This window comes from Microbacterium sp. 22179 (assembly GCF_052045715.1).
GTDB classification, from domain to species: domain Bacteria; phylum Actinomycetota; class Actinomycetes; order Actinomycetales; family Microbacteriaceae; genus Microbacterium; species Microbacterium galbinum.
Window position 1 is genome coordinate 305563 of the sequence record NZ_JBQEPJ010000005.1, and the last position, 22015, is coordinate 327577.

Annotated in this window: 22 protein-coding genes; 7 read left to right on the forward strand and 15 right to left on the reverse strand. The window is 70.7% G+C overall.

Annotation, left to right across the window (positions count from 1 at the left end; translation table 11 throughout):
• Positions 1–56: 56 nt before the first annotated feature.
• The 8 genes from ACTJKK_RS13200 to ACTJKK_RS13235 all read right to left on the reverse strand — a co-directional run bounded on the left by ACTJKK_RS13200 (position 57) and on the right by ACTJKK_RS13235 (position 10959).
• Positions 57–2198, reverse strand: coding sequence for an endonuclease/exonuclease/phosphatase family protein (locus ACTJKK_RS13200; protein ID WP_440748339.1), 2142 nt, complete (start codon positions 2196–2198; stop codon positions 57–59).
• A 222-nt stretch (positions 2199–2420) separates the two neighbouring features.
• Positions 2421–3155, reverse strand: coding sequence for a GntR family transcriptional regulator (locus ACTJKK_RS13205; RefSeq protein ID WP_440748340.1), 735 nt, complete (start codon positions 3153–3155; stop codon positions 2421–2423).
• Between the two features lie 41 nt (positions 3156–3196).
• The gene (locus ACTJKK_RS13210) at positions 3197–5443 is read right to left on the reverse strand and encodes a glycoside hydrolase family 3 N-terminal domain-containing protein (RefSeq protein WP_440748341.1); all 2247 of its coding nucleotides are present in this window, start codon (positions 5441–5443) and stop codon (positions 3197–3199) included.
• A complete protein-coding gene (locus ACTJKK_RS13215; protein ID WP_440748342.1) occupies positions 5443–6474 on the reverse strand; it encodes an ABC transporter permease in 1032 nt (343 codons plus the stop codon). The genes ACTJKK_RS13210 and ACTJKK_RS13215 overlap by 1 nt, the downstream gene beginning before the upstream one ends.
• Position 6475: 1 nt before the next feature.
• A complete protein-coding gene (locus ACTJKK_RS13220) occupies positions 6476–7564 on the reverse strand; it encodes an ABC transporter permease (RefSeq protein WP_247633127.1) in 1089 nt (362 codons plus the stop codon).
• A complete protein-coding gene (locus ACTJKK_RS13225) occupies positions 7561–8367 on the reverse strand; it encodes an ABC transporter ATP-binding protein (protein WP_336641151.1) in 807 nt (268 codons plus the stop codon). The genes ACTJKK_RS13220 and ACTJKK_RS13225 overlap by 4 nt, the downstream gene beginning before the upstream one ends.
• Positions 8364–9188: an ABC transporter ATP-binding protein gene (locus ACTJKK_RS13230; protein WP_247633129.1), complete on the reverse strand. Its 825-nt coding sequence runs from the start codon at positions 9186–9188 to the stop codon at positions 8364–8366. The genes ACTJKK_RS13225 and ACTJKK_RS13230 overlap by 4 nt, the downstream gene beginning before the upstream one ends.
• Positions 9189–9291: 103 nt before the next feature.
• Positions 9292–10959: an ABC transporter substrate-binding protein gene (locus tag ACTJKK_RS13235; protein ID WP_247957500.1), complete on the reverse strand. Its 1668-nt coding sequence runs from the start codon at positions 10957–10959 to the stop codon at positions 9292–9294.
• A gap of 126 nt (positions 10960–11085) precedes the next feature.
• Between ACTJKK_RS13235 and ACTJKK_RS13240 the strand changes: the two genes are divergently transcribed.
• The 3 genes from ACTJKK_RS13240 to ACTJKK_RS13250 all read left to right on the forward strand — a co-directional run bounded on the left by ACTJKK_RS13240 (position 11086) and on the right by ACTJKK_RS13250 (position 13769).
• On the forward strand, positions 11086–11766 hold the full coding sequence (locus ACTJKK_RS13240; protein ID WP_247957573.1) for a TetR/AcrR family transcriptional regulator: 681 nt from the start codon (positions 11086–11088) through the stop codon (positions 11764–11766).
• 120 nt (positions 11767–11886) lie between these two features.
• A complete protein-coding gene (locus ACTJKK_RS13245; protein WP_247957499.1) occupies positions 11887–13101 on the forward strand; it encodes an amidohydrolase in 1215 nt (404 codons plus the stop codon).
• A 263-nt stretch (positions 13102–13364) separates the two neighbouring features.
• Positions 13365–13769 (forward strand): hypothetical protein, encoded by a 405-nt coding sequence (locus tag ACTJKK_RS13250; protein ID WP_440748343.1) that lies wholly within the window; start codon positions 13365–13367, stop codon positions 13767–13769.
• 26 nt (positions 13770–13795) lie between these two features.
• On the opposite strand, the gene moaA is transcribed toward ACTJKK_RS13250, so the two are convergent.
• The 5 genes from moaA to ACTJKK_RS13275 all read right to left on the reverse strand — a co-directional run bounded on the left by moaA (position 13796) and on the right by ACTJKK_RS13275 (position 18036).
• Positions 13796–14878 carry a GTP 3',8-cyclase MoaA gene (moaA, locus tag ACTJKK_RS13255; protein ID WP_247623701.1) on the reverse strand — a complete coding sequence of 361 codons (1083 nt, stop codon included), beginning with the start codon at positions 14876–14878 and terminating at the stop codon, positions 13796–13798.
• A 131-nt stretch (positions 14879–15009) separates the two neighbouring features.
• Positions 15010–16065, reverse strand: a complete 1056-nt coding sequence (locus ACTJKK_RS13260; protein ID WP_440748344.1) for an ABC transporter ATP-binding protein — start codon at positions 16063–16065, stop codon at positions 15010–15012.
• A complete protein-coding gene (gene modB, locus ACTJKK_RS13265; RefSeq protein ID WP_440748345.1) occupies positions 16062–16850 on the reverse strand; it encodes a molybdate ABC transporter permease subunit in 789 nt (262 codons plus the stop codon). Before modB ends, ACTJKK_RS13260 begins: the two co-directional genes overlap by 4 nt.
• Positions 16847–17641, reverse strand: coding sequence for a molybdate ABC transporter substrate-binding protein (modA, locus tag ACTJKK_RS13270; RefSeq protein WP_440748346.1), 795 nt, complete (start codon positions 17639–17641; stop codon positions 16847–16849). The genes modB and modA overlap by 4 nt, the downstream gene beginning before the upstream one ends.
• A gap of 2 nt (positions 17642–17643) precedes the next feature.
• Positions 17644–18036, reverse strand: coding sequence for a TOBE domain-containing protein (locus tag ACTJKK_RS13275; RefSeq protein ID WP_440748347.1), 393 nt, complete (start codon positions 18034–18036; stop codon positions 17644–17646).
• A 189-nt stretch (positions 18037–18225) separates the two neighbouring features.
• Between ACTJKK_RS13275 and ACTJKK_RS13280 the strand changes: the two genes are divergently transcribed.
• Genes ACTJKK_RS13280 through ACTJKK_RS13295 form a run of 4 tightly spaced genes read left to right on the forward strand, consistent with a single transcriptional unit; the run spans position 18226 to position 20985 of the window.
• Positions 18226–19017, forward strand: coding sequence for a HesA/MoeB/ThiF family protein (locus tag ACTJKK_RS13280; protein WP_440748348.1), 792 nt, complete (start codon positions 18226–18228; stop codon positions 19015–19017).
• Positions 19014–20261: a molybdopterin molybdotransferase MoeA gene (locus ACTJKK_RS13285; protein ID WP_440748349.1), complete on the forward strand. Its 1248-nt coding sequence runs from the start codon at positions 19014–19016 to the stop codon at positions 20259–20261. Before ACTJKK_RS13280 ends, ACTJKK_RS13285 begins: the two co-directional genes overlap by 4 nt.
• On the forward strand, positions 20258–20755 hold the full coding sequence (gene moaC / locus ACTJKK_RS13290; RefSeq protein WP_440748350.1) for a cyclic pyranopterin monophosphate synthase MoaC: 498 nt from the start codon (positions 20258–20260) through the stop codon (positions 20753–20755). Before ACTJKK_RS13285 ends, moaC begins: the two co-directional genes overlap by 4 nt.
• Positions 20752–20985: a MoaD/ThiS family protein gene (locus ACTJKK_RS13295; RefSeq protein WP_440748351.1), complete on the forward strand. Its 234-nt coding sequence runs from the start codon at positions 20752–20754 to the stop codon at positions 20983–20985. The genes moaC and ACTJKK_RS13295 overlap by 4 nt, the downstream gene beginning before the upstream one ends.
• A gap of 93 nt (positions 20986–21078) precedes the next feature.
• Here the strand turns inward: ACTJKK_RS13295 and ACTJKK_RS13300 are convergent, their stop codons facing one another.
• Positions 21079–21507, reverse strand: a complete 429-nt coding sequence (locus ACTJKK_RS13300) for a molybdenum cofactor biosynthesis protein MoaE (protein ID WP_247957490.1) — start codon at positions 21505–21507, stop codon at positions 21079–21081.
• Positions 21504–21992 (reverse strand): MogA/MoaB family molybdenum cofactor biosynthesis protein, encoded by a 489-nt coding sequence (locus ACTJKK_RS13305; protein WP_440748352.1) that lies wholly within the window; start codon positions 21990–21992, stop codon positions 21504–21506. The genes ACTJKK_RS13300 and ACTJKK_RS13305 overlap by 4 nt, the downstream gene beginning before the upstream one ends.
• Positions 21993–22015: the final 23 nt, after the last annotated feature.

Below are 22015 nucleotides of genomic sequence, written 5' to 3' on the forward strand. Positions count from 1 at the left end.
GCGGAAGGGGGTGGCTCGCACGGAGAGGGGTGGCTCAGCACCAGGCACGGATGCCGTTACGACCGACGCATCCGGCGGCGCACCATCAGCCCCGCGCCGACCAGCAGCGCCAGAACCGCGGCCCACACCGCCGGCATCAGGATCTCTCCACCGGTCTGCGCGAGCGCCTCGCCACCGGCATCCGCACTCGCACTCGGCGCCGCGATCACGGTGACGGCGGCGGTCACCTCGGTGCCGTCCGGCAGGATCACGACGAGCGTGTGCACTCCGGCCGGAACGGATGCCGGGATCGTGACGGTCGTCGAGAAGGCGCCCGCGTCCGAGGCGGTCACCGTACCGAGGGCGACCGGCGTGGAGCGCAGCTCGAGCTTCAGCTGAGCGCCCGCCGCGAAGCCCGCGCCGCTGACCTTCAGGCTTCCGCCCGCGACCACGCTCGACGATCCGAGCATCACCGCCGGAGCATCCGAACCCGGCTCCTCGGCAGCGGTCACCCTCACGGCAGCACTCGTCGCCTCGGCCGGGACGTATCCCTCGAGCGTCCCGCCGACGCGTACCGAGAGCGCACGACCTGCGAAGTCCGCCGGGATCGAGAACGTGGCCGAGGTCGCACCCGCGACGGCCTCGCCATCCGCCAGCCACTGGAACGAGAAGGCGGTGCCCGCGGTCCACTCGCCGGTCACCGCGGTGACCTCGGCGCCGACCGCCGCCGTTCCGGTGATCGACGGCGTGCCGACGACGAGCTCGCCGAGCTCGGGCTCCGCCGCCTGGCAGGCCTCGCCGCAGATCACGAAGTCGGACTGCAGGCCCTTGTGGTCGCTGGTCCACAGCGTCTGCGGGGTGAAGATCTCCTCGTCCGAGACGGGCAGGGCGCGGGCGCCGCGCACGATGTCGCCCTTCGGCCCGACGATGCGCGTGCCCGTCAGGGTGAGGCGCTCGTCCGGCGCGAAGAAGATGTAGTCGATGCGGTCGCGCTCGTCGGCCTCGGGCGCCCACGCGAGCTGCGAGACGCTGACGTTGGGGGTGTCGGCCGGCCACGTGAAGCCCGGGTGGGTCACGGGGTCGGGGTACACGGCGCGGTACGCGTCGACGAGACCGCCATCGCGGAGGATACGGGAGGTCTGCCACGGGGCGACGACCCCGTTGTGGTCGTAGAGGTTCGCCGTGCTCTCGGTCCAGTCGAGGACCGACGGCTCGTTCATGTCGGCGCCCATGATGGTGAGGCGTCCGGCTTCGCGCTCGTTCGCCATGTCGGTGGTGAGGGCGGCAGCGGATGCCGGTCGCCCGGATGCCTCGTTCGCCGCGAGGATCTGCGGCACGTCGGTCACGGGACCGCTCAGCTTGTTCCACCCGCGCCACTCGGCCGGGAACCCGGAGCCGAGCACGTCGCCCGCGTATCCGCGGGGCAGGTAGGTGGCGTAGTAGCGGTACTCGAGGTGGCCTCCGTACGCGGCGATCTGGGTGTCGCCCACCTGCACGATCGCCTTGGTCCATCCGCCCTGGGTGCCGGGCGTCGTGACGACGCCCACGTCGACGATCGGATAGCGCGAGATGACACCCGCACTGCCGCCCGTGGAGTGGAAGTCGAAGCCGAGGTCGCGGGCGACGGCCGCTGCCGCGCTCTGCGCCTCCTCGACGAAGATCAGGTCGGCGCCGATCTCGGCGAGCATCGTCGCGTCGGTGGTCTTGCCCCAGACGTTGAGCTGCACGACCGACAGATCGATCGGCTTCGTCGGGTCAACCTCCGGGCCCTCACCGGGCTCTTCGGTGCCCGGCTCTGCCGCGATGGTGAACGTCGCCGGCTCGCTGACGCGGGAGTATCCGTCGTTGTAGAGGTACTCGACGCGGTAGTTCCCCGCGGCCAGCGGGTTGCCCGCACGGTCGTTCGTGGGTAGCTGCACCGTGCCGGTCGCGCCGGGCGCGTACGCCCAGGCCATGCCGCACGCGTCGCAGGGCGCGGGACGGGACTCGGGGTAGATCGCCAGCCAGTTCGTGGCCGTCGGGCGATCGGTCGAGTAGGCGACCGAGAGGGTATCCCCGACGGCGACGTCGGAGCTTTCGAGGGTGATCTCGGATGCCGCGGCGGTTGCGGGCGACGCGGCGAGCAGCGGCGACACGAGGAGCGCCCCGGCTGCGACGAGTGCGGCGAGCAGGGACGCGCTCCGACGACGGCGCACCACGGGGGGAGGTGACGAGGACATGTCTGACGTGATCCTTCCGGGAACAGTGTCGGCGTCCCCGACGGGACGCCCATCGGAGGTCGTGATCGCCTCCTGTAGCGACAGAACAGCCGCAAGATGACCGGTCGATGAACGCGATTCGTCCGAACGGCGACGGCTGCGGCATCCGCTCCGAATCCGGGAGCCCACGATGCACAGTTGTACACCCAGGACCACGGATGCCGTGGGCCGAGGTCGAGCCGCTCAGCCCAGCTCGCGCGTGAGCGAGTATCCCTGCAGCGACGCCTGCATCTGGAACGACATGACATCCGGAAGGTAGCGGTCGTCGCCCGCCTCGATCGCGCGACCGTCGGCGGAGTAGCTGACGCGGTTCACGCGCAGGAGCGGGCTCGAACGCCGCACATCGAGCAGACGGGCGTCTTCGCTCGGAGCCGCGATCGCGTCGATCGACTGCTCGCCCGAGACCATGCGCACGCCGCGCGATTCCAGCGCACCGACCACGGACGGCTCGTCGGGCGACAGCTCCTCGACGATCGGGGCGATCCACGACGGATAGGCGGTGCGCTCGAGCATGACGACGCGCCCGTTCAGAGACCGTAGACGAACGACCTCGAGCACCTCGCCGATGCCGCGACCGCCCCGGAAGCGGCGCACCTCGGTCGCGGTCGCCGGGCGGCGCTGCTGCGTGAGCACGTGCCCGCCGGGCTCCAGGCCGCGGCTCGACGCCCACTGCGCAAACGACCGCATCTCCGAGAACCGCTGGCTCTGCACCGCCGTGCGCACCAGCCAGCCCGAACCGCGTCGCGGGGCGATCGCCCCCTGCCGCGCCATGAGCACGAGCGCGTTGCGCACGGTGCCGCGCGAGACCTCGTAGTCGGCCGCGAGATGCGCCTCCGAAGGCAGCATCCCGGTGGCGTCGAATGCGCCCTCGGCGATCCGGATCGTGAGGTCACGGGCGATCTCGCGATATCGATGCACGACGCTAGGTTATCCGCCGTGCGCGTACCACCGCCGGACGGTCACTCCACCGTGAACCCCGCCCCGAGCAGCTTCTCCTCGCGCGACGAGGGGCCGACCAGCAGGGCGAACTCCCCCGGCTCCACGACCCGCACGCCCGCGGCATCCACGATCGTGCAGTCGGCGACCGGCACCTCGACCCGCACCCGCGCCGACTCCCCCGGCGCGAGGTCGACCTGGCGATAGGTCTTGAGTTCGCGATCGGTCCAGCTGACGCTCGTCACGGCATCCCGCACGTAGACCTGCACCGTCTCGCGAACCGGCCGCGAACCCGTGTTCGTCACCGTCACGTGCCCGACGACGATGTCGCCGAGGCCGAGCTCCGAACGCTCCAGCGCGAGGTCCGAATACGCGACCGTCGTGTACGACAGCCCCTCGCCGAAGCCCCAGGCCGGCGCCTGCGTGAGGTCGGCGTAGCGATCGCCGTGCTGCCCGCGGATCTGGTTGTAGTACGTCGGCTGCTGGCCGACGTGCCGGGCGAAGGAGATCGGCAGACGGCCCGACGGCTCGACCTCGCCCGCGATGATCTCGGCGATCGCACGGCCGCCCTGCATGCCCGGGCTCGCGGCCCAGATCACGGCCGCGGCCTGCGAGACGGATGCCGGCAGCACGAGTGGCTTCGACGCCATCAGCACCACCACCACGGGTGTGCCGGTCGCGATCACCGCGTCGAGCAGTGCGTTCTGCCCGCCGATGAGTTCGAGCGTGGCGGTCGAACGGCCTTCGCCGACGAGTTCGATGCGGTCTCCGACGACGGCGACCACGACATCGGCGGCCTCTGCGGCGGCGACGGCCTCGGCGATCAGCGCCTCGTCGGGGGCGCACGGCTTCACGATGCGCGGGCGCGGCTGCCCGTCGGGGAACAGCGCTCCCTGCGGGTCGTCCTCGAGAGTGAGGATGTCGGCCCCGCGCGCGTGCGAGACCTCCCAGCCCCCGACACCCGAGAGCCCGTCGAGCACGGTCGTGATCATCTCGCGCGGCTGACCGTCGAGCCATCCGGCCTGGCCCGACCCTCCGGCCCAATCGCCGAGCTGCGTCTGCGCGTCGTCGGCGAGCGGACCCACAACCGCGACCTTCGTCGGCGCCGCGGCATCCAACGGCAGCACGCCGTCGTTCTCGAGCAGCACGATCGATCGGCGCGCGATCTTGAGGTTCAGTTCGGCGTGCGCGGCGCTGCCGACGATCTCGTCGAGGTCGTCGCGCGGCAGACGCGGATCCTCGAACAGCCCCAGCTCGAACTTGAGGGTGAGGATGCGCGCGGCGGCGGCGTCGAAGGCATCCGCCGGCAGCAACCCGCGCTCGACCGCCTCGAGCGCGCCCTCGAAGAAGCGCGGCGTCGTCATGATCATGTCGTTACCGGCGCGCGTCGCGGCGGCCGAGGCGTGCGCGTAGTCGGGCTGCACGTGCTGCTCCCACACCATCCGACCGACGTTGTCCCAGTCGGTGACGAGGGTGCCGGTGTATCCCCACTCGCCGCGCAGCACGTCGGTGAGCAGCCAGTCGTTGGTGGTGATCGGGATGCCGTCCATCGTCTGGTATCCGAGCATGAACACCCGGCAGCCATCGCGGGCGACCCGCTCGAACGGCGGCAGGAACCACGAGCGCAGCTTGCGGCGCGAGATGTCGGCCTCGCTGGCGTCGCGGCCGCCCTGCGTCTCGGAGTAGCCGGCGAAGTGCTTGGCGGTCGCGAGCACCGCGGTCGGGTCGTCGAGACCGTCGCCCTGGTAGCCGCGCACCATCGCCGAGGCGAGCTCGCCGATGAGGAACGGGTCCTCGCCGAACGACTCGTCGACGCGGCCCCAGCGCAGATCGCGGGCGATGCACAGCACGGGGGAGAAGGTCCAGTGGATGCCGGTGACCGCGACCTCCTCGGCGGTGGCGCGGGCCACCCGCTCGACGAGCTCGGCATCCCACGAGGCGGCCATGCCGAGCTGGGTCGGGTAGATCGTCGCCCCCGGCCAGAACGAGTGGCCGTGGATGCAGTCCTCGGCGACCAGCAGCGGGATGCGCAGGCGGGTCTGGGCGGTCAGGTCGTTCGCGCGCAGGATGCGCTCGGGCGACGTGTGCAGGATCGACCCGGCGTGACGGCGCAGGACGTGGTCGTCGAGATCGTCGCGCGCGTCGAGCTGCAGCATCTGCCCGACCTTCTCCTCGAGCGTCATGCGCCCGAGGAGGTCGGCGACGCGCTCGTCGATCGAGAGGGCGGGGTCCTGGTACGGCAGAGCCGTGGTGAGGGTGGGAGAGGTCATCACTTCGCGTTCCGGGTCAGGATGGTCGAGGAGTTCTGTGTGGTCGTATCGTCTCGGGTCGAGCTGGGCGGAGCATCCGTGTTCGCCATCGGGATGCTGCGCACCGCCGTGACGGCGTCGTTCACGTCGAGCCCCTTCTTCTTCATCGCGCGCGCCCGCTCGCCCGCCGAGCGCAGGCGCGGGTTGACGTACTCGTCGATGCCGAAGTTGATGAGCGACAGGGCGACGCCGATGATCGCGATGCAGAGTCCGGCGGGCACGTACCACCACCACAGGCGCGGGAACGCGCCGTTCTGCTGGGCCCAGAACAGGATCGTTCCCCAGTTGAGGTTGTTCACCGGGATCACCCCGATGAACGCGAGCGTCGTCAGGCCCAGGATCGCGGCGGTCACGGTGCCGACGAAGCTCGACGCGATGAGCGCCATGAGGTTCGGCAGCATCTCGACCGTGATGATCCGGCGCAGGGGCTCGCCGTTGGCGCGCGCCGCCTGGATGAAGTCGCGGTTGCGCAGCGACATCGTCTGCGCGCGCAGCACGCGCGCACCCCACGCCCAGCCGGTGAGGCCGAGCACCGCGGCGATGAGGATGATCGGCGGGTTGTCGAACTGCGAGGCGATGATGATGATCAGCGGGATGCCGGGGATCACCAGGAACACGTTCGTCAGCGCCGACAGCGACTCGCTCTTCCAGCCGCGCACGTAGCCGGCGATGACGCCGATCGTGATCGCGATGACCGTGGCGATCGCGGCCGACAGGAAGCCGACCACGATGACGCCGCGGGTACCGAAGATGATCTGACTGAGCACGTCCTCGCCCATGTGCGTCGTGCCGAGCCAGTGCTCGAACGACGGCGGTTGGCGCAGCGCCGAGCGGTCCTTCTGGGTCGGGCCGTAGGGCGCGATCCAGTCGGCGAGGATCGCGATGAGCACGAAGATGCCGAGGATGATGAGCCCGGCGATCGACTTGCGGTTGCGGAACATCGCGAACGCCTGCGAGAGCTGCGACCAGAAGGTCTTGCGTGTATCGGTCATCTCAGGCCTCCGTCTGGCGGGTGCGCGGGTCGAGGTACGCGTAGACGACATCGGCGAGGATGTTGGCCGCGAGCACCGAGAGCGTGATCACCAGGAAGACGCCCTGCATGAGAGCGAAGTCCTTGGCGTTGGTGGCGTCGAGCAGCAGCTTGCCGAGGCCGGGGTAGCTGAAGACCATCTCCATGACGATCGTGCCGCCGACGATGAAGCCGATCGAGAGCGCGAAGCTCTGGATCTGCGGCAGCACCGCGTTGCGCGCGGCGTATGCCCACAGCACGCGCCGGTTCGGCATGCCCTTCGCCTGCGCGACGGTGATGTAGTCCTCGTCGAGAACGGTCAGCATCATGTTGCGCATGCCGAGCATCCATCCGCCGAGCGACGCGATGATGATCGTCATCGCGGGCAGCGTGCCGTGCATGATCACCTGGCCGATGAAGTCGAGGCTCCACTCGGGAGACTGGCCCTTGTCGTAGGCGTGCGACGACGGGAACCACTTCAGCGTCGACGAGAAGATCGCGATCGCGATGAGCCCCAGCCAGAAGTACGGGATCGTGTTGAAGAAGGTCGTGATCGGGATGAGCGCGTCGAGCCTGCTCCCCCGCTTCCAGCCGACGATCGCGCCACCGACGGTGCCGATGAGGAACGAGATGATCGTCGCGAGGCCCACCAGGCCCAGCGTCCACGGCAGGGCGGCGGCGAGCACCTCGCCCACCGGTCGCAGCCCGTGCAGCGTGGAGATGCCGAGGTCGCCGCGGAACAGCATCCCCCAGTACTCGATGTACTGCTGCCAGATCGATTTGTCGCTGTCGATGCCGAGAAGGATGCGCAGCGACTCCGCCGCCTCCGGGCTGACGTTGCGGTTGCGCGCGAGATACGAGCTGACCGCGTCGCCCTTCATGAAGCGCGGCAGGAAGAAGTTGATCGTGATCGCGGCCCAGAGGGTGAACAGGTAGAAGCCCGCGCGCCCGAGGAAGAAGCGCCAGGCGACCGGACGTCGCCCGCGCTCGGCGGTCGTCGCGGTCGTGCCGACCTCGAGCGCGTCCTGCTGGATGAGGTCGTTGTCGTCGAGCTGGGGGAATGCGGTGCTCACAGCGCGCCTCCGTTCGCGGATGCCGAGGCGAAGTGCTTCTCGGGGTCGGGGGATGCCGCGCGCAACTCGCGCGTGTACGGGTCCTGCGGGTTCAGGATGACGTCGTCGGCGGTGCCGTACTCGACCACGCGCCCCTGGTTGAGCACCATGATCTCGTCGCTGAAGTGGCGCGCGGTGGCGAGGTCGTGCGTGATGTACAGCACGCCGAGTCCCTCTTCGCGCTGGAGGTCGGCGAGCAGGGTGAGCACGCCGAGGCGGATCGAGACGTCGAGCATCGACACCGGTTCATCGGCCACCAGGATCGACGGACGCGAGGCCAGCGCGCGGGCGATCGCGACGCGCTGGCGCTGACCGCCCGACAGCTCGTGCGGGCGGCGATCGATCACGGCATCCGCATCGAGACGGACGCGCGCGAGCAGGCGCCGCACCTCGTCTTCGGTGTCCTTCTTCGGCACGACGTCATCGAGGCGGATCGGCCGCTCGAGGTGGTAGCGGATCGAGTGGTACGGGTTGAGCGAGGCGAACGGATCCTGGAAGACCATGCGCAACTGCTGGCGGTACCGCCGCAGGCCCGTGCCGCGTCGCGGCACGGGCGCGCCGTCGAGCAGCACCCGACCGCTCGTGGGGGTCTCGAGCTGGGTGAGGATCTTCGCGATCGTCGACTTGCCGCTGCCCGACTGCCCGACGAGACCGAGCGTGCGCCCCGAGTCGAGGGTGAAGCTCACGTCGTCGAGAGCGGTGATCTGCCCGGCGCCGCGCACCGTGTAGGTCTTGGTGATGTTCTGGAACTCGAGGGTGGTCATCGCACCAGCACCCCTCTCTCCCCGGTGAGCCGGGGGAACGACGACAGCAGCGTGCGCGTGTACTCCTGCTGCGGCTGCCGCCAGATCTGCTCGGCGGTGGCGAGCTCGATGATCTCTCCCTCGCGCATGATCGCGATCCGGTCGCTGATCTCGAGCAGCAACGGCAGATCGTGGGTGATGAAGATCACCGAGAAGCCGAACTCGTGCCGCAGCTGCGAGATCTGCTTGAGGATCTCGCGCTGCACCAGAACGTCGAGCGCGGTGGTCGGCTCGTCCATCACCATCAGCTGCGGACGCAGCGCGAGCGCCATCGCGATCATCACGCGCTGGCGCATGCCGCCCGACAGCTCGTGCGGGAACGAGCGCACCCGCTGCCGCCCGACCTTCACGATCTCGAGCAGCTCCTCGGCCTCGGCCCGGCGCTGGCGGCGGTTCATGTCGGGGCGGTGGATCTCGAACACGTCCTCGAGCTGCGACCCGATCGTCGCCACCGGGTTCAGGGCGTTCATCGCACCCTGGAACACCATCGACACCTTGTCCCAGCGGAAGCGCTGCATCGCATCGACGTCGAGCGAGTTGATGTCGACATCGACACCGGAGGCGTCGTGGAACGTGACGTCGCCACCGGTGATCACGGCCGGCGCCCGCAAGAGACGCTGCACGCCGTACGCGAGCGTGGTCTTGCCGCATCCGCTCTCGCCGGCGAGACCGAGGATCTCGCCGCGCTGCAGTTCGAGGGTGACGTTCTTGACCGCCGCGACGGGCGGATCGACGTCGTACACGACCGAGAAGTCGCGCACGGTGAGGAGGGGGTCTGGCATGGGGGTTCCTTCGTGGGGGCGTCCTTCGTCTCGTCCCTCCGCTCCTCGCTCAGGAACCGGTGCATGGCGACCGGTCCCTGAGCGAGCGGAGCGAGACGAAGGGCTACTCGGCGGGCTTCAGCTTCGTGAGGATCTGCACGATGTTCTGCTGCGTCGGGTCACCCGAGGCGTAGGGGTCCTCCTCCGACGGCCAGCCGACGTAATTGCGCGTGTTGTACTCGCCCAGCAGCGGGTGCGCACCGAGCGGGATCGCGGGCACCTGCTCGACGAAGATCTTCTGCAGCGTGTCGAGCGATGCGGTGCGCTCCTCGTCGGACGAGGCGTTCGCGTAGGTGTTCAGCGCCTCGGTCGCGGCGGGGTCCTCGAACCGGCCGAAGTTGAAGCCGGCGATGCCCTCCGGGGAGATCCAACGCGGATCCATGGTCGAGGTGTACAGGCCGTAGGCCGTGCCGCTGTCCTCGAGCCAGTGGATGATCGCCGAGAACGTTCCGTTGTCGCGCGGGTCGGCCCAACCGCCCCAGTCGGGCATGTCGATCTTGACCTCGGCGCCGATGGACTCCTTGACGTCTTCGGCGATGAGCTCCTGCGCGGTGTTCCAGTCGCTCCAGCCCGAGGGCACCGAGAGCGTGAACGAGACGGGCGTGCCGTCGGGGTCGACGAGCGCGTCGTCCTTCCAGGTGTAGCCCGCGCCCTCCAGCAGATCGCGCGCCTTCTCGGCATCCACCTCGTAGTTCTGGCCCGCGAACTCGGGCTGGATCTCGTCCTCGAGGATCGACGACAGGCCGGTCACCGACCACACGGGCTCACTCGCGCCCTCGCGGGCGATGTCGACGTAGGCGTCGCGGTCGATCACCCAGGCGAGCGCCTGACGGAACGCGGGGTCGTCGAACGGCTTCTCCTGCAGGTTCATGAACAGCGTCGCCGATCCCGTGGTCGGGGCGACGAAGAACTTGTTGTGCTCGGGGTCGGCCGAGAGGAACTGCTCCTCGATCTGCGGGATGAAGGCCTGCGCCCAGTCCGCCTCGCCCTGCGCGAGGGCGGTGGTCAGAGCGGTGTTGTCGCCGTACGAGACGTAGTGCAGCTCGGGCACGGCGAGGTCGCCGCCCCAGTAGTCGTCGCGGGCCTCGAGGGTGACCGACTCGGTCGACCAGTTCGAGAGGACGTAGGGGCCGGTGCCCACGAGGTCGTCGCCCGTGACCGGGTCGGTGGCCGGCTCGTCGAGGTTCTCCCAGATGTGCTTCGGCACGATCGGCACGTGCAGCACGCGCGCCTGGTTGACGTACTTCGACTCTCCGAAGGTGAGGGTCACGGCGTCGCCGTCGACGGTCGCCCCCTCGAACTTCAGGCCGGCGGTGTCGAGCGCGGGGGTCGAGACGAGCTCGTAGGTGAAGACGATGTCGTCGGCGGTGAAGGGTTCGCCGTCACTCCAGGTGACGCCCTCGCGCGGCACGACCGTGAGCTGCGTGTAGTCGTCGTTCCACTCGATGCTCTCGGCGAGCCACGGGGTGACGCCGCGGTCGCCGGTCTGGTTGACGAGCCCGAGGGTCTCGAAGATGACCTTGCCGTATCCGTACTTCGAGGCGGCGGAGTCCCCGACGTAGGGGTTGTTCGACTCGGTGGTGATCGCGCCGTCGGGCTTGGCGATCGTGAGGGCGGCGGAGCCGGCGCCGTCACCGGCATCCGATGATCCACCGGACGAGCATCCGGCGAGCGCGGTGGTGCCGAGCGCGGTGACCGCCGCGAGGGCGATCAAGGACCTTCTGAGCTTCATTGCTTCTCCTTGGGGGCACGGGTCATTGTGCTGCGTTGCCGTCGAGCGGTCGGTCGATCGACGGCGTCGTGATTTGCTTACTGGCGAGAAAGTAAGCTTTCGAGAGGTTACCTACTGGTGAGTAAGATGGCAAGCCTGAACACCAACGACGGGGGTCCCGTGAACGAGAGCAGCGAGAAGTCGCGGGTGCGCCCGGCGACCCGCGCCAAGCGCGAGCTGATCCTCCAGGCCGCCGTCGAGATCTTCGGCAACAAGGGATCGACCAACGGCACCCTCGCCGATGTCGCCGAACAGGTGGGCATGACCCACGCCGGCGTGCTCCACCACTTCGGGTCGAAGCAGAAGCTGCTGCTCGAAGTGCTCGCCTATCGCGACCAGGCCGACGTGGCCGACCTCGCCGAGAAGCACATCCCGGACGGGCCCGAGCTGTTCCTGCACCTCGTGCGCACCGCGTTCGCCAACGAGCTGCGCCCCGGCATCGTGCAGGCGTACACCGTGCTCTCGTCGGAGTCGGTCACCGACCACCACCCCGGACGCGAGTACTTCGAGGAGCGCTACACGACCCTCCGCCGCGAGGTGACCGCCGCGTTCCACGAGCTCTGCGCGCAGGAGGGCGTCACCGCACCCGACACGATCGCCGCGGCATCCGCCAGCATCCTCGCCGTCATGGACGGCCTGCAGCTGCAGTGGCTGCTGCACCCCGACCTCATCGAGCTCGGCGAGACCAGCGCCTTCGCCATCCAGGCGATCGTCACCGCGGTGCTGCGCCCCGGCCCCGCCCTCGAGACCTACGTCGCGGGCGCCTGACCCCTGGGCGATCCCGTGCACTGATCGGTGCGAAACGCCGGTTCTCAACGCGCATTCCCGACGTTCTGCACCGATCGGTGCACCAGGCGCGACCCGCTCACCGCCGGATAGGCTCGGGCCATGACGATCGATCTCGAAGCGCTCTACGTCGACCTGCACCAGCACCCCGAACTCTCCTTCCAGGAGACCCGCACCGCCGGCATCGCCGCCGGCCATCTGCGCGACCTCGGACTCGAGGTGCACGAGGGCGTCGGGGTGACGGGCGTGGTCGGCATCCTGACCAACGGCGACGGCCCGGTCGTGTGGGTGCGCGCCGACATGGACGCACTGCCCGTGGGCGAGCAGACCGGCCTCGCCTACGCGAGCACCGCGACCGGCATCGACCCCGCCGGCAACACCGTGCCCGTCATGCACGCCTGCGGCCACGACATGCACGTGACCGCGATGATCGGTGCCGTCGAGAAGCTCGTCGCCGATCGCGCCGAGTGGTCGGGCACGCTCGTCGTGCTCATCCAGCCCGCCGAGGAATATGGCGCCGGATCCCGCGCGATGCTCGACGACGGGCTGCTCGACATCGCCCCGAAGCCCGACATCGTGCTCGGCCAGCACGTCACCCCGCTGCCCGCCGGCACGATCGGTGTGCGCCCCGGCACGCAGATGGCGGCATCCGACGGCCTCACCGTCACCCTGCACGGACGCGGCGGGCACGGCTCTCGCCCGCACTCCACGATCGACCCGATCGTGATGGCCGCGGCCACCGTCATGCGCCTGCAGACCATCGCCTCGCGCGAGGTCGACCCGCGCGATGTCGCCGTCGTGACCGTGGGCTCGATCCACGCCGGACTCAAGAACAACATCATCCCCGCCGAGGCGAAGCTCGAGCTCAGCCTGCGCTACCCGAACGACGAGATGCGCGACCGCGTGCTCGCAAGCGTCGAGCGGATCGTGCGCGCCGAGGCCGCGGCATCCGGAGCCGAGCGCGAGCCCGAGATCCGCACCGACCACACCCTGCCGCCCACGATCAACGATGCGGATGCCACGGCCCGCGTCACCCGTGCGCTGCAGAGTGTTCTCGGGGAGGCATCCGTCGTCGATCCCGGCATGTTCACCGGCAGTGAGGACGTCTCCTGGTTCGCCCGTGACACCGGCGCGCCCCTCGTGTTCTGGTTCTGGGGCGGCGTCGACCCGGCGACGTTCGCGGCGGCGATGGCCGGCGGCACGCTCGACAAGGACATCCCCACCAACCACTCGCCGTACTTCGCGCCGGTCATCCACCCGACGATCGAGGTCGGGGTCACCGCGATGTCGGCCGCCGCGCGGGAGTTCCTGGGCTGAGGCGGCGGCGGGCCCGTGCACTAACTCAGGAAGAACAGGTCAGATTGCCCGTTCGAGCCCGGTTTCAGCGCGTTTCGACGAGTTCTTCCTGAGTTGGTGCCACCCACCCGCCCGCGCGTAACTCCGGAGATATCGCCCGTTGCACTCCCATTCAGCCCCGAAACCGACCGGAACGCCCGTTATCTCCGGAGTTGTGAACCGCGCGTGACGTCTTCTCCACAAGGGCTCCGCGCGCGACTGCCGAAATCGGGCACACTGGCCCGGTGTACGAACTCTTCGGACAAGCGGCCCTGATCGCCGCGGTCCCCTTCGGCGTGGCAGTCGGCATCGGATTCTGGACCCGGCCGAAACCGTCCCCGCAGTTCTGGGCGAGTCTCGTGGTCTGGTGGGTGCAGCTCGTGGCCGCGATGGTGGCGGTGTTCTGGGTCGGGTTCTTGGGCATCTCGACGCCGCACTGTTCGCCGAACTGCGAGTGGGCTCTTCTGGCCCAGAACCGTCAGACGTTCATGTGGGCGGCCGCGGCGATTCAGATTGCGAGTCTCGTTCTGATCGTCGTCCTGCGGCGCGCAGAACGCGTGTGGATCGTGCCCGTCTCGGCGATCGGCCTGCTCGCCGTACTGTGCGCGGTCTCGTCCGCGATCGCCTACAAAGCGATGCTGTTCTTCTGACTCCCTCGAGCCAGTGCCCCGCCCGCTCAGCCGCCGATCGCGTTCATCCCCCGGGCGGGCTGCAGGAACGACGGGTCGTCGATCGCATGACCCGGCAGCTTTCCGAGGATGCACGACCGCAGCAGGTCGGCGATCGCGTCGTCACGCTGCCCGGGAACGGATGCTTCGCCCCGCAGCAGCGTCGTGAGGTCGTACTCGTCGTTCGAGAAGAGGCAGTTGCGCAGCTGCCCGTCGGCGGTGAGCCGCAGGCGGTCGCAGGCACCGCAGAACGGGGCGGTGACCGAGGCGATCACGCCCACCTCGTGGGGTCCGCCGTCGATGCGCCATTTCTCGGCGGGCGCTCCCCCGCGCCCCGGTACCGGCTCCAACGACCACCGCTCACCGAGGGCTTCGAGGATCTCCTCGCGCGTGACCATCGTCGCGCGATCCCAGGTGTGCCCCGCGTCGAGCGGCATCTGCTCGATGAAGCGCAGCTGCGCGCCGACCCCCATCGCGAACGCCACGAGGTCGGCGAGCTGGTCGTCGTTGACGCCGCGCATGGCGACGGCGTTGAGCTTGAGCGGTCGCAGTTCGGATGCCGCGGCCGCCGCGATGCCCTCGAACACGTCGTCGAGCCGGTCGCGCCGGGTGAGGTCGGCGAAGCGCTGCCGGTCGATCGTGTCGATGCTGATGTTCAGGCGCGTGAGACCCGCGTCGATGAGTGCGGGGAGCTTCTGGGCCAGGCTGATCCCGTTGGTCGTCATCGCGACCTCGACCGGGCCGTCCTCCCCCTGGATGCGCGAGATGCGCCGCACGACGTCGACGATGTCGGGCCGCAGGAGCGGCTCCCCACCGGTGAGACGGAACGTGCGGATGCCGAGGGCGGCGGCCACCTCGGCGACTTCGACGATCTCGTCGGTCGAGAGGATGCTGGTGCGGGCGAGCCACTCGTTGCCCTGCTCGGGCATGCAGTAGGTGCAGCGCAGCGAGCAGCGGTCGGTGAGGGAGATGCGCAGGTCGCGGTGCACGCGGCCGTGGGTGTCGACGAGTCCGCGCGGGTCGACCGCCGCCCGCTCACGAGACTCGGCGGCGGGCGCTCGGCGGCCGATCACGACCGGTACGGCCGTCATCGCTCCCCCTCGATCCCCGTCATCCTCCGAGAATAGCCGCTGGAATACCGGTCAGGGCGGATGCGTCGGTGATCGACGGGGGATTGCCAGGGCCCGGCGGTCGGCCCGGCCGAACGGATGCCGCCGGCGACTCAGTGGACGGCCACGAACCGCACGGCGTCCGCAGCGACACTCACCCGCACCGCGCTCCCGACCGCCAGCCCCCCGGCATCCGCCAGCGGCACGTCGACGACGCCGATACCGGTCCGCACGCGCACTCCGGTGAGCGTCTGCTCCAGATCCGACACGGTGACCGTCCAGGCGTCCGCATCCGCCCCCTCTTCCCCGACCAGGCGCGCATCCTCCGGGCGGAACACCGCGGCCAATGCCGCCCCGTCGACCGCGGCGAGCGCCCGCGACGCGGCATCCGCACTCGCGAGTCGCACCTCGCCGGCCACCCAGTCCCCTCCGTCCGCGACGCCGACCAGGCGATTCACCCCGCCGATGCTGGCGACGAAGTCCGATGCCGGCTCGCCGAGCACCTCACGCACCGGTCCGCTCTGCGTGACCCGCCCCGCCTCGATGACGAGCAGCCGGTCGGCGAGCGCCACCGCATCGGCGGCATCGTGGGTGACGGCGACGGTCGTGACGCCGGCGAGCTGCTCGCGCAGCATTCGGCGGATGCCGGCCGCCGTGTCGGGGTCGAGGGCGACGAGCGGTTCGTCGAGCAACACGGCCTGCGGCGAGGCGGCGAGCGCGCGGGCGACGGCGACGCGCTGGCTCTCGCCGCCCGACAGCTCGTGCGGCATCCGATCGCCGGCGCCGGGGAGGCCGACGCGTTCCAGCCAGGCATCGGCGGATGCCCGGGCCTGGCGAGCCGCGACGCCGGCCGACCGCGGGCCGAAGGCGACGTTCTCGCGCACGGAGAGGTGCGGGAAGAGGCGGGCGTCCTGTCCGAGCAGCACGATTCCGCGGTGCATGGGGGCGACCTGCACGCGGGGCGCGGCGGTGCGGTCGACGACCCGCTCACCGACGGAGATCTCGCCGCCGCCGAGTGGCACGAGCCCGGCGAGCGCCTGCAGCAGCGTCGACTTCCCTGCGCCGCTCGGGCCCATCACCGCGACCGTCTCACCGGCGGCCACGGCGAGGGCGACGTCGACCGCGAAGTGCTCGCGCTCGACGACCACATGCGCCCGCAGCGCCGTCATCGCGCCGCCCCCGGCCGCCAGCCCCGCACGAGCAGGAGCACCGCGATCGCGGTCGCGAGCAGCAGCAGCGCGAGGGCCACCGCCGCACCCTGCGAGACGCCCGCACCGTTGAACGCGGTGTAGATCGCCAGCGGCATGGTCTGCGTGACGCCCGGCCGGTTGCCCGCGAAGAGCGCGGTCGCCCCGAACTCGCCGATCGCCCGGGCGAAGCACAGCACGACGCCCGCGACGATGCCGGGAGCCGCGAGGGGGAGGGTGATCCGGCGCAGGATCGTCCAGCGTCCGGCGCCGAGGGCGGCGGCCGTGCGTTCGTGATCGACCCCGGCGGCGCGCACGGCTCCCTCGACGGCGAGCACGAGGAACGGCAGGGCGACGAACGACTGCGCCAGCACGACCGCGGGAGTGCTGAAGGACAGGCCGAGCCCGCCGAGCCACCCCGCGCGCCCGAAGAGGTAGAGGAGCGCGACGCCGCCGACCATCGGCGGCAGCACGAGCGGCACGGTCACCACGGCGCGCAGCACCGCCGCGACACGAGGGCCGGAGCGCGCGATGAGCAGGGCGAGCGGCACACCGACGAGGATGCAGAGCAGCGTGGCGACGAGTCCGGTGCCGAGCGAGAGAACGAGTGCGGAGCGCGCGGCATCCGAGGTCACGTCGTCGAGGAACGTCGCCCACTCGACCCGCGAGATCAGCGCGATCAGCGGCAGCAGCAGGAAGACGAGCCCGATCGTCGCGGGGATCGCGAGTGTGCGCGGGGCGTACCCCGGCACGAGGGCGGCGCTCACGGCTTCCCGAACCCGAACTCCGCGAGGATGGCCTGTCCGGCATCCGACAGCACGAAGGCGACGAAGGCCTGCGCGGCATCCGGGTTCGGGGCGTCCGCGAGGGCGGCGATCGGATAGTGGTTCACGACGTCGTCGGCGTTGTCAGGCACGACACCCTCGACGTCGTCACGGCCGATCACATCGGTGGCGTAGACGAGGCCGGCGTCGGCCTCGCCGGTCTCGACCTTCGTGAGCACCGCGGTGACGTTCTGCTCGAGGCTCGCGGCCTCGATCGAAACGCCGGCCGCATCGAGGAGCTTCGCGGATGCCGCACCGCACGGCACCTCGACCGCGCACAGCACCGTCGTCACATCGGCGAGATCGGCGAGATCGGCGAGGTCGGCGATGCCCTTCGGATTGCCGGCGGGAACGGCGATCACGAGGGTGTTCGAGGCGAACAGCTCCGGATCGACGGCGGCATCTCCGGCCTTGTCCATGTTGGATTCGTCGGCCGAGGCGAACACATCGGCCGGGGCGCCTTCGAGGATCTGCGTCACGAGGGTGGAGGAGCCGTCGTACACCGGCACCACGGTCACGTCGGGGTGCTCGGCCGTGAACGCCGTGGCGATCTCGTCGAAAGCGCCCGCCAGCGAGGCCGCAGCGTAGACGGAGACCTCGCCGTCGAGCGTGTCGGCCGCGGCATCCGTCGACGATGGGGCGGTCGCCGACGGCGCGGCGTTCGCGCACCCCGCGAGCGCGAGTGCGAGCGCGGCGATGCCGACGGCGGTGGAGCGGCGCAGGGAGCGGTGCATGGTCACCCCTTCGGGACCTCGATGACGACCTGGGTCGCTTTGACGGAGGCGGTGGCGAGCGAGCCGATCTCGAGCCGCAGGTCGCGCGCGGCCTCGGCCGACATGAGGGACACCACCCGGTGGGGCCCGGCCTGGATGTCGATCTGCGCCATCAGCCCCTCGATCTGCACGCGCGTGACGATGCCGACGAAGCGGTTGCGGGCGCTCGAGAGGGAGTCGCTCTGCGCGGTCGCCTCGTCGGCGAGCTCGAGGGCGCGGGCGGCGAGGGCATCGCCGGGGATCTCGGCGGGCGTGGAGTCGGTCACGGGCAGCAGACCCTGGTCGACCCAGCGGCGCACCGTATCGTCGCTGACCCCGAGAAGCTGGGCGGCTCGTGCGATCCGATACGTCTGCATGGGTTCGAATCTACCGCACATGCGGAGATTCCGAACCCAGGAATCCGTGAAAGCGGATCACGAACCTCTCGCCCGCAACCGATCTCTTCGTGAGGGGTCACAACACGCCGGATGCGGGCCACGAGTCGCGGCGTGTCTTGACCCCTCACGGGCCTCCGGAACAGCGAGCGCACGGCATACCCTGAACCCATGGACCCGCTCGTCGCCCCCGCACCGACCCTCGACCCGACCGAGCTCGTGCGCACCGCGCGTCACGCCGTGCTCGGCGGTATCGGCGAAGAGGGGCAGCGTCGCCTCAACGCCGCGCACGTCGCGGTCGTCGGCGCCGGCGGCCTCGGCTCGCCCGCCCTGCTCGCGCTGGCCGCGGCCGGCATCGGCACCCTCACCGTGATCGACGACGACGTGGTCGAACTCACGAACCTGCAGCGCCAGCTCGCCCATCGCGTCGACGACATCGGCACCCCGAAGACCGTCTCTGCGGCGCGCGCGATCACGGCCCTCGCCCCGCAGACCTCCGTCGTGCAGAGCTCCGAGCGCCTCTCCCCCGACAACGCCGAGAGGCTGCTCGCGGGCGCCGACATCGTCGTCGACACGAGCGACTCCTTCGAGACGCGGCGAGCCGTCGCCGCGGCATCCGAAGTCCTGGGCGTTCCCCTCGTCTGGGGCGCCGTGCAGGAATGGCACGCGCAGGTGACGGTGTTCTGGTCGGATCCGCCCGCATCGGATGCCGTCGTGCTGGCCGACCTCTTCCCGATCGGCACCGAGGGCGAACCGCCCAGCTGCGCGCAGGTCGGCGTGCTCGGAGCCCTGTGCGTGCAGGTCGGCGGGATGCTGGCGGGCGAGGTCGTGAAGCTCATCACGGGTGCCGGCGACCCGCTGCTCGGTCGCCTGGCCGTGATCGACGCCCTCTCGGCGCGGCAGCACGAGGTCGCGATCCGCCCCGCGGGCCCGGCCCGCGTCGCGACGGAGGTCACGGCGTGAGCGCCGCACCCGGAGGCCGCCGCACGGTCGAGGAGCAGCTCGCGCGCGTGCTCGACGCGGTGCGTCCGTTGCCGTCCGAGACCCGCGCGATCCGCGACGCCTCTGCCCGCACCCTCGCCGCCGATGCGACCGCCGCGCACGACATCCCGCTCTTCGACAACTCCGCGATGGACGGCTTCGCCGTGCGGTACGCAGATGTCGCGACGGCATCCGCCGATGCCCCCGTCACCCTGCGCGTCGTCGCCGATCTACCGGCCGGAGTCTCGGACGACCCGGCGCTCGCCGCCGGCGAGGCTGCCCGCATCATGACCGGTTCGCCGGCGCCGACCGACGCCGACGCGATCGTCCCCTTCGAAGACACCGCGGGCGGTCTCGCCGACTCTCTCGGCGAGGTGCGGGTGCTGCGCGCGCCGGCGAAGGCGGGCGTGTTCGTCCGACGCCGGGGAGCCGACCTCTCCGCCGGCGACCCCGTCGTGCGGGCCGGCGAACGGCTCGGCGCGTTCCAGATCGCCGCGGCCGTCGCCGCCGGGATCGCCGAGGTCGCCGTGCGCCGCGCGCCGCGCGTGGCGGTCGTGTCGACGGGTAGCGAGCTGCTCGCGCCCGGCGATGCCGTCGTGCGGGGGCGCATCCCCGATTCGAACGGCCCGCTCCTCGAACAGTTGGTCGGTGGGGCGGATGCCGAGGTGGTGCTGGTCGCCCGCGTGGCCGACGAGGCGGATGCCGTGCGCGCGGTCACGACCGAAGCGGTCGCCCTCGGTGCCGACGTGATCGTGTTCACGGGCGGTGTGAGCGCCGGAGCCTACGAGCCCGTGCGCGGGGCGTTCGACGGCGGCGGCGAGGTCGAGTTCGCGAGCGTGTCGATGCAGCCCGGCAAGCCGCAGGCGTTCGGCGTGCTCGATTCCGGCACGCTGGTCTTCGGCCTGCCCGGCAACCCGGTGAGCGTCGCGGTGTCGTTCGAGGTGTTCGTGCGGCCGGCGTTGCTGGCGATGCAGGGCCGGGCCGCGATCCACCGGCCGCTCGCATCGCTGACCGCGGATGCCGCGTGGACCACCCCTCCGGGCCGGCGCCAGTATCTTCCGGCCGTCGTCGACCTCGTCGCCGGCACCGTGCGTCCCGCGACCGCAGGAGGCTCCGGCTCGCACCTGGCGGGAGGACTCGCACGGGCGCAGGCGTTCGCGATCGTCCCGGCCGAGGTGGAAGCCGTCGCCGTCGGCGATCGGATCGATGTCATGCTGGTGGAATGAGCTTCACCCACCTGGATGCCGCCGGTCACGCGCACATGGTCGACGTCACTCTCAAGCAGCCGACCGTCCGCACCGCCACCGCCCGGGGATTCGTGCGCTGCAGCACCGACGTGGTCGCCGCCCTGCGTGACGGCACCACCCCGAAGGGCGACGTCATCGCCGTCGCCCGCATCGCCGGCATCCAGGCTGCGAAGTCGACGGCATCCCTGCTGCCCCTCGCCCACGTGATCGGCGTGCACCGGGCGAGCGTCGACCTCGAGATCGTCGACGACGGCGTGCAGATCGAGGCCACCGTCGGCACCGCCGACCGCACCGGCGTCGAGATGGAGGCGCTCACCGCCGTCTCGGTCACGGCGCTCGCGGTCGTCGACATGGTCAAGGGACTCGACCGCTCGGTCGTGATCGAAAACGTGCGCATCACCGCCAAGTCGGGCGGGCGCTCGGGCGACTGGGTGCGGCCCGGCGAGTCCGATCCCGGCGAGGCATCAGCATGACCCGCGTGCGCTACTTCGCCGCCGCCGCCGAAGCCGCGGGGACAGATGCCGAGGAGCGCGCCGAGCCCACGTTGGCCGGGCTCCGGGCCGCGGTCGTCGCCGACCACCCGGCACTCGCCGACATCCTGCCGCGCTGCGCCGTGATGGTCGACGGCGTGCGCAGCGATGACGATCGCTCTCTCGACGGGGTCGAGCTCATCGACGTGCTGCCGCCCTTCGCCGGGGGGTGACCCATCGTCTCGCTGCGCTCGCTCAGGGACCGACGAACGCGACCGGTCCCTGAGCGAGGAGCGTAGCGACGAGACGAAGGGCGAGCCGAAGCGTCAGCCGCCGATGCCCTTCCACGACGAGGTGCCGTCGGACTCGTGCTGGCGCTTCCACACCGGAAGGTCGCGCTTGATCGCCTCGATGATCTCGCGGCATACGGCGAAGGCCTCGGCCCGGTGCGCGGATGCCACCGCGATCACGACGGCGGCGTCCCCCACGGCCAGCTGACCGATGCGGTGGCTGACCGCGACGAGTGCGCCGGCCCCACCCTCGGCCTCCGCGGCGATCCGCCGCAGGGTGACGGTGGCGTCGGGGTGGGCGCTGTACTCGAGTCCGATCACCGGGGTGTCGGCATCCGGGTCGTTGTCGCGCACGCGCCCGACGAAGGTCGTCACCGCGCCGAGCCGCGGGTCGTCAACCGCGGCGAGGTGCGCGTCGAGGTCGAGCGGGTGCTCGACGATCGCGGCGATGCGGACGTCGTTCATCCGTGGTCCCCGCCGGCGAGCTGGTCGACGATGTGCGCGGCGACCGTGAGCACGATCGGGATGCCGGACGAGACGGCGTTCGTGGAGCCGGGCAGGTTCACCACGAGCGCGCCGAACGGGTCGACGACGCCGGCGAGGCCCCGCGACAGCACCGACTTCGGGGTGTCGGCGAGACCATGACGACGCAGCTCCTCGGCGAGCCCGGGAAGCTCGCGCGTGATCACCGGACGGGTGCCCTCGGGCGTCTCATCGCGCGGAGCGATCCCCGTGCCGCCGGTCGTGACGATCAGCTTCGCACCGCGGGCCAGCGCGCGACGCAGAGCGTCGGAGACGGAGGCGGCGCCATCGGCGACGATCTCGGCATCCGGGCAGTGCCATCCCGCTTCGCGGAGCAGCCCGACGGCGATGGGGCCGCCGCGATCCTCGCGCTCTCCCGCGAACGATCGGTCGGACACGGTGATCACACAGGCGGAGGGGGAGGTCATGCGTCCACCCTAGGACGCGCCGG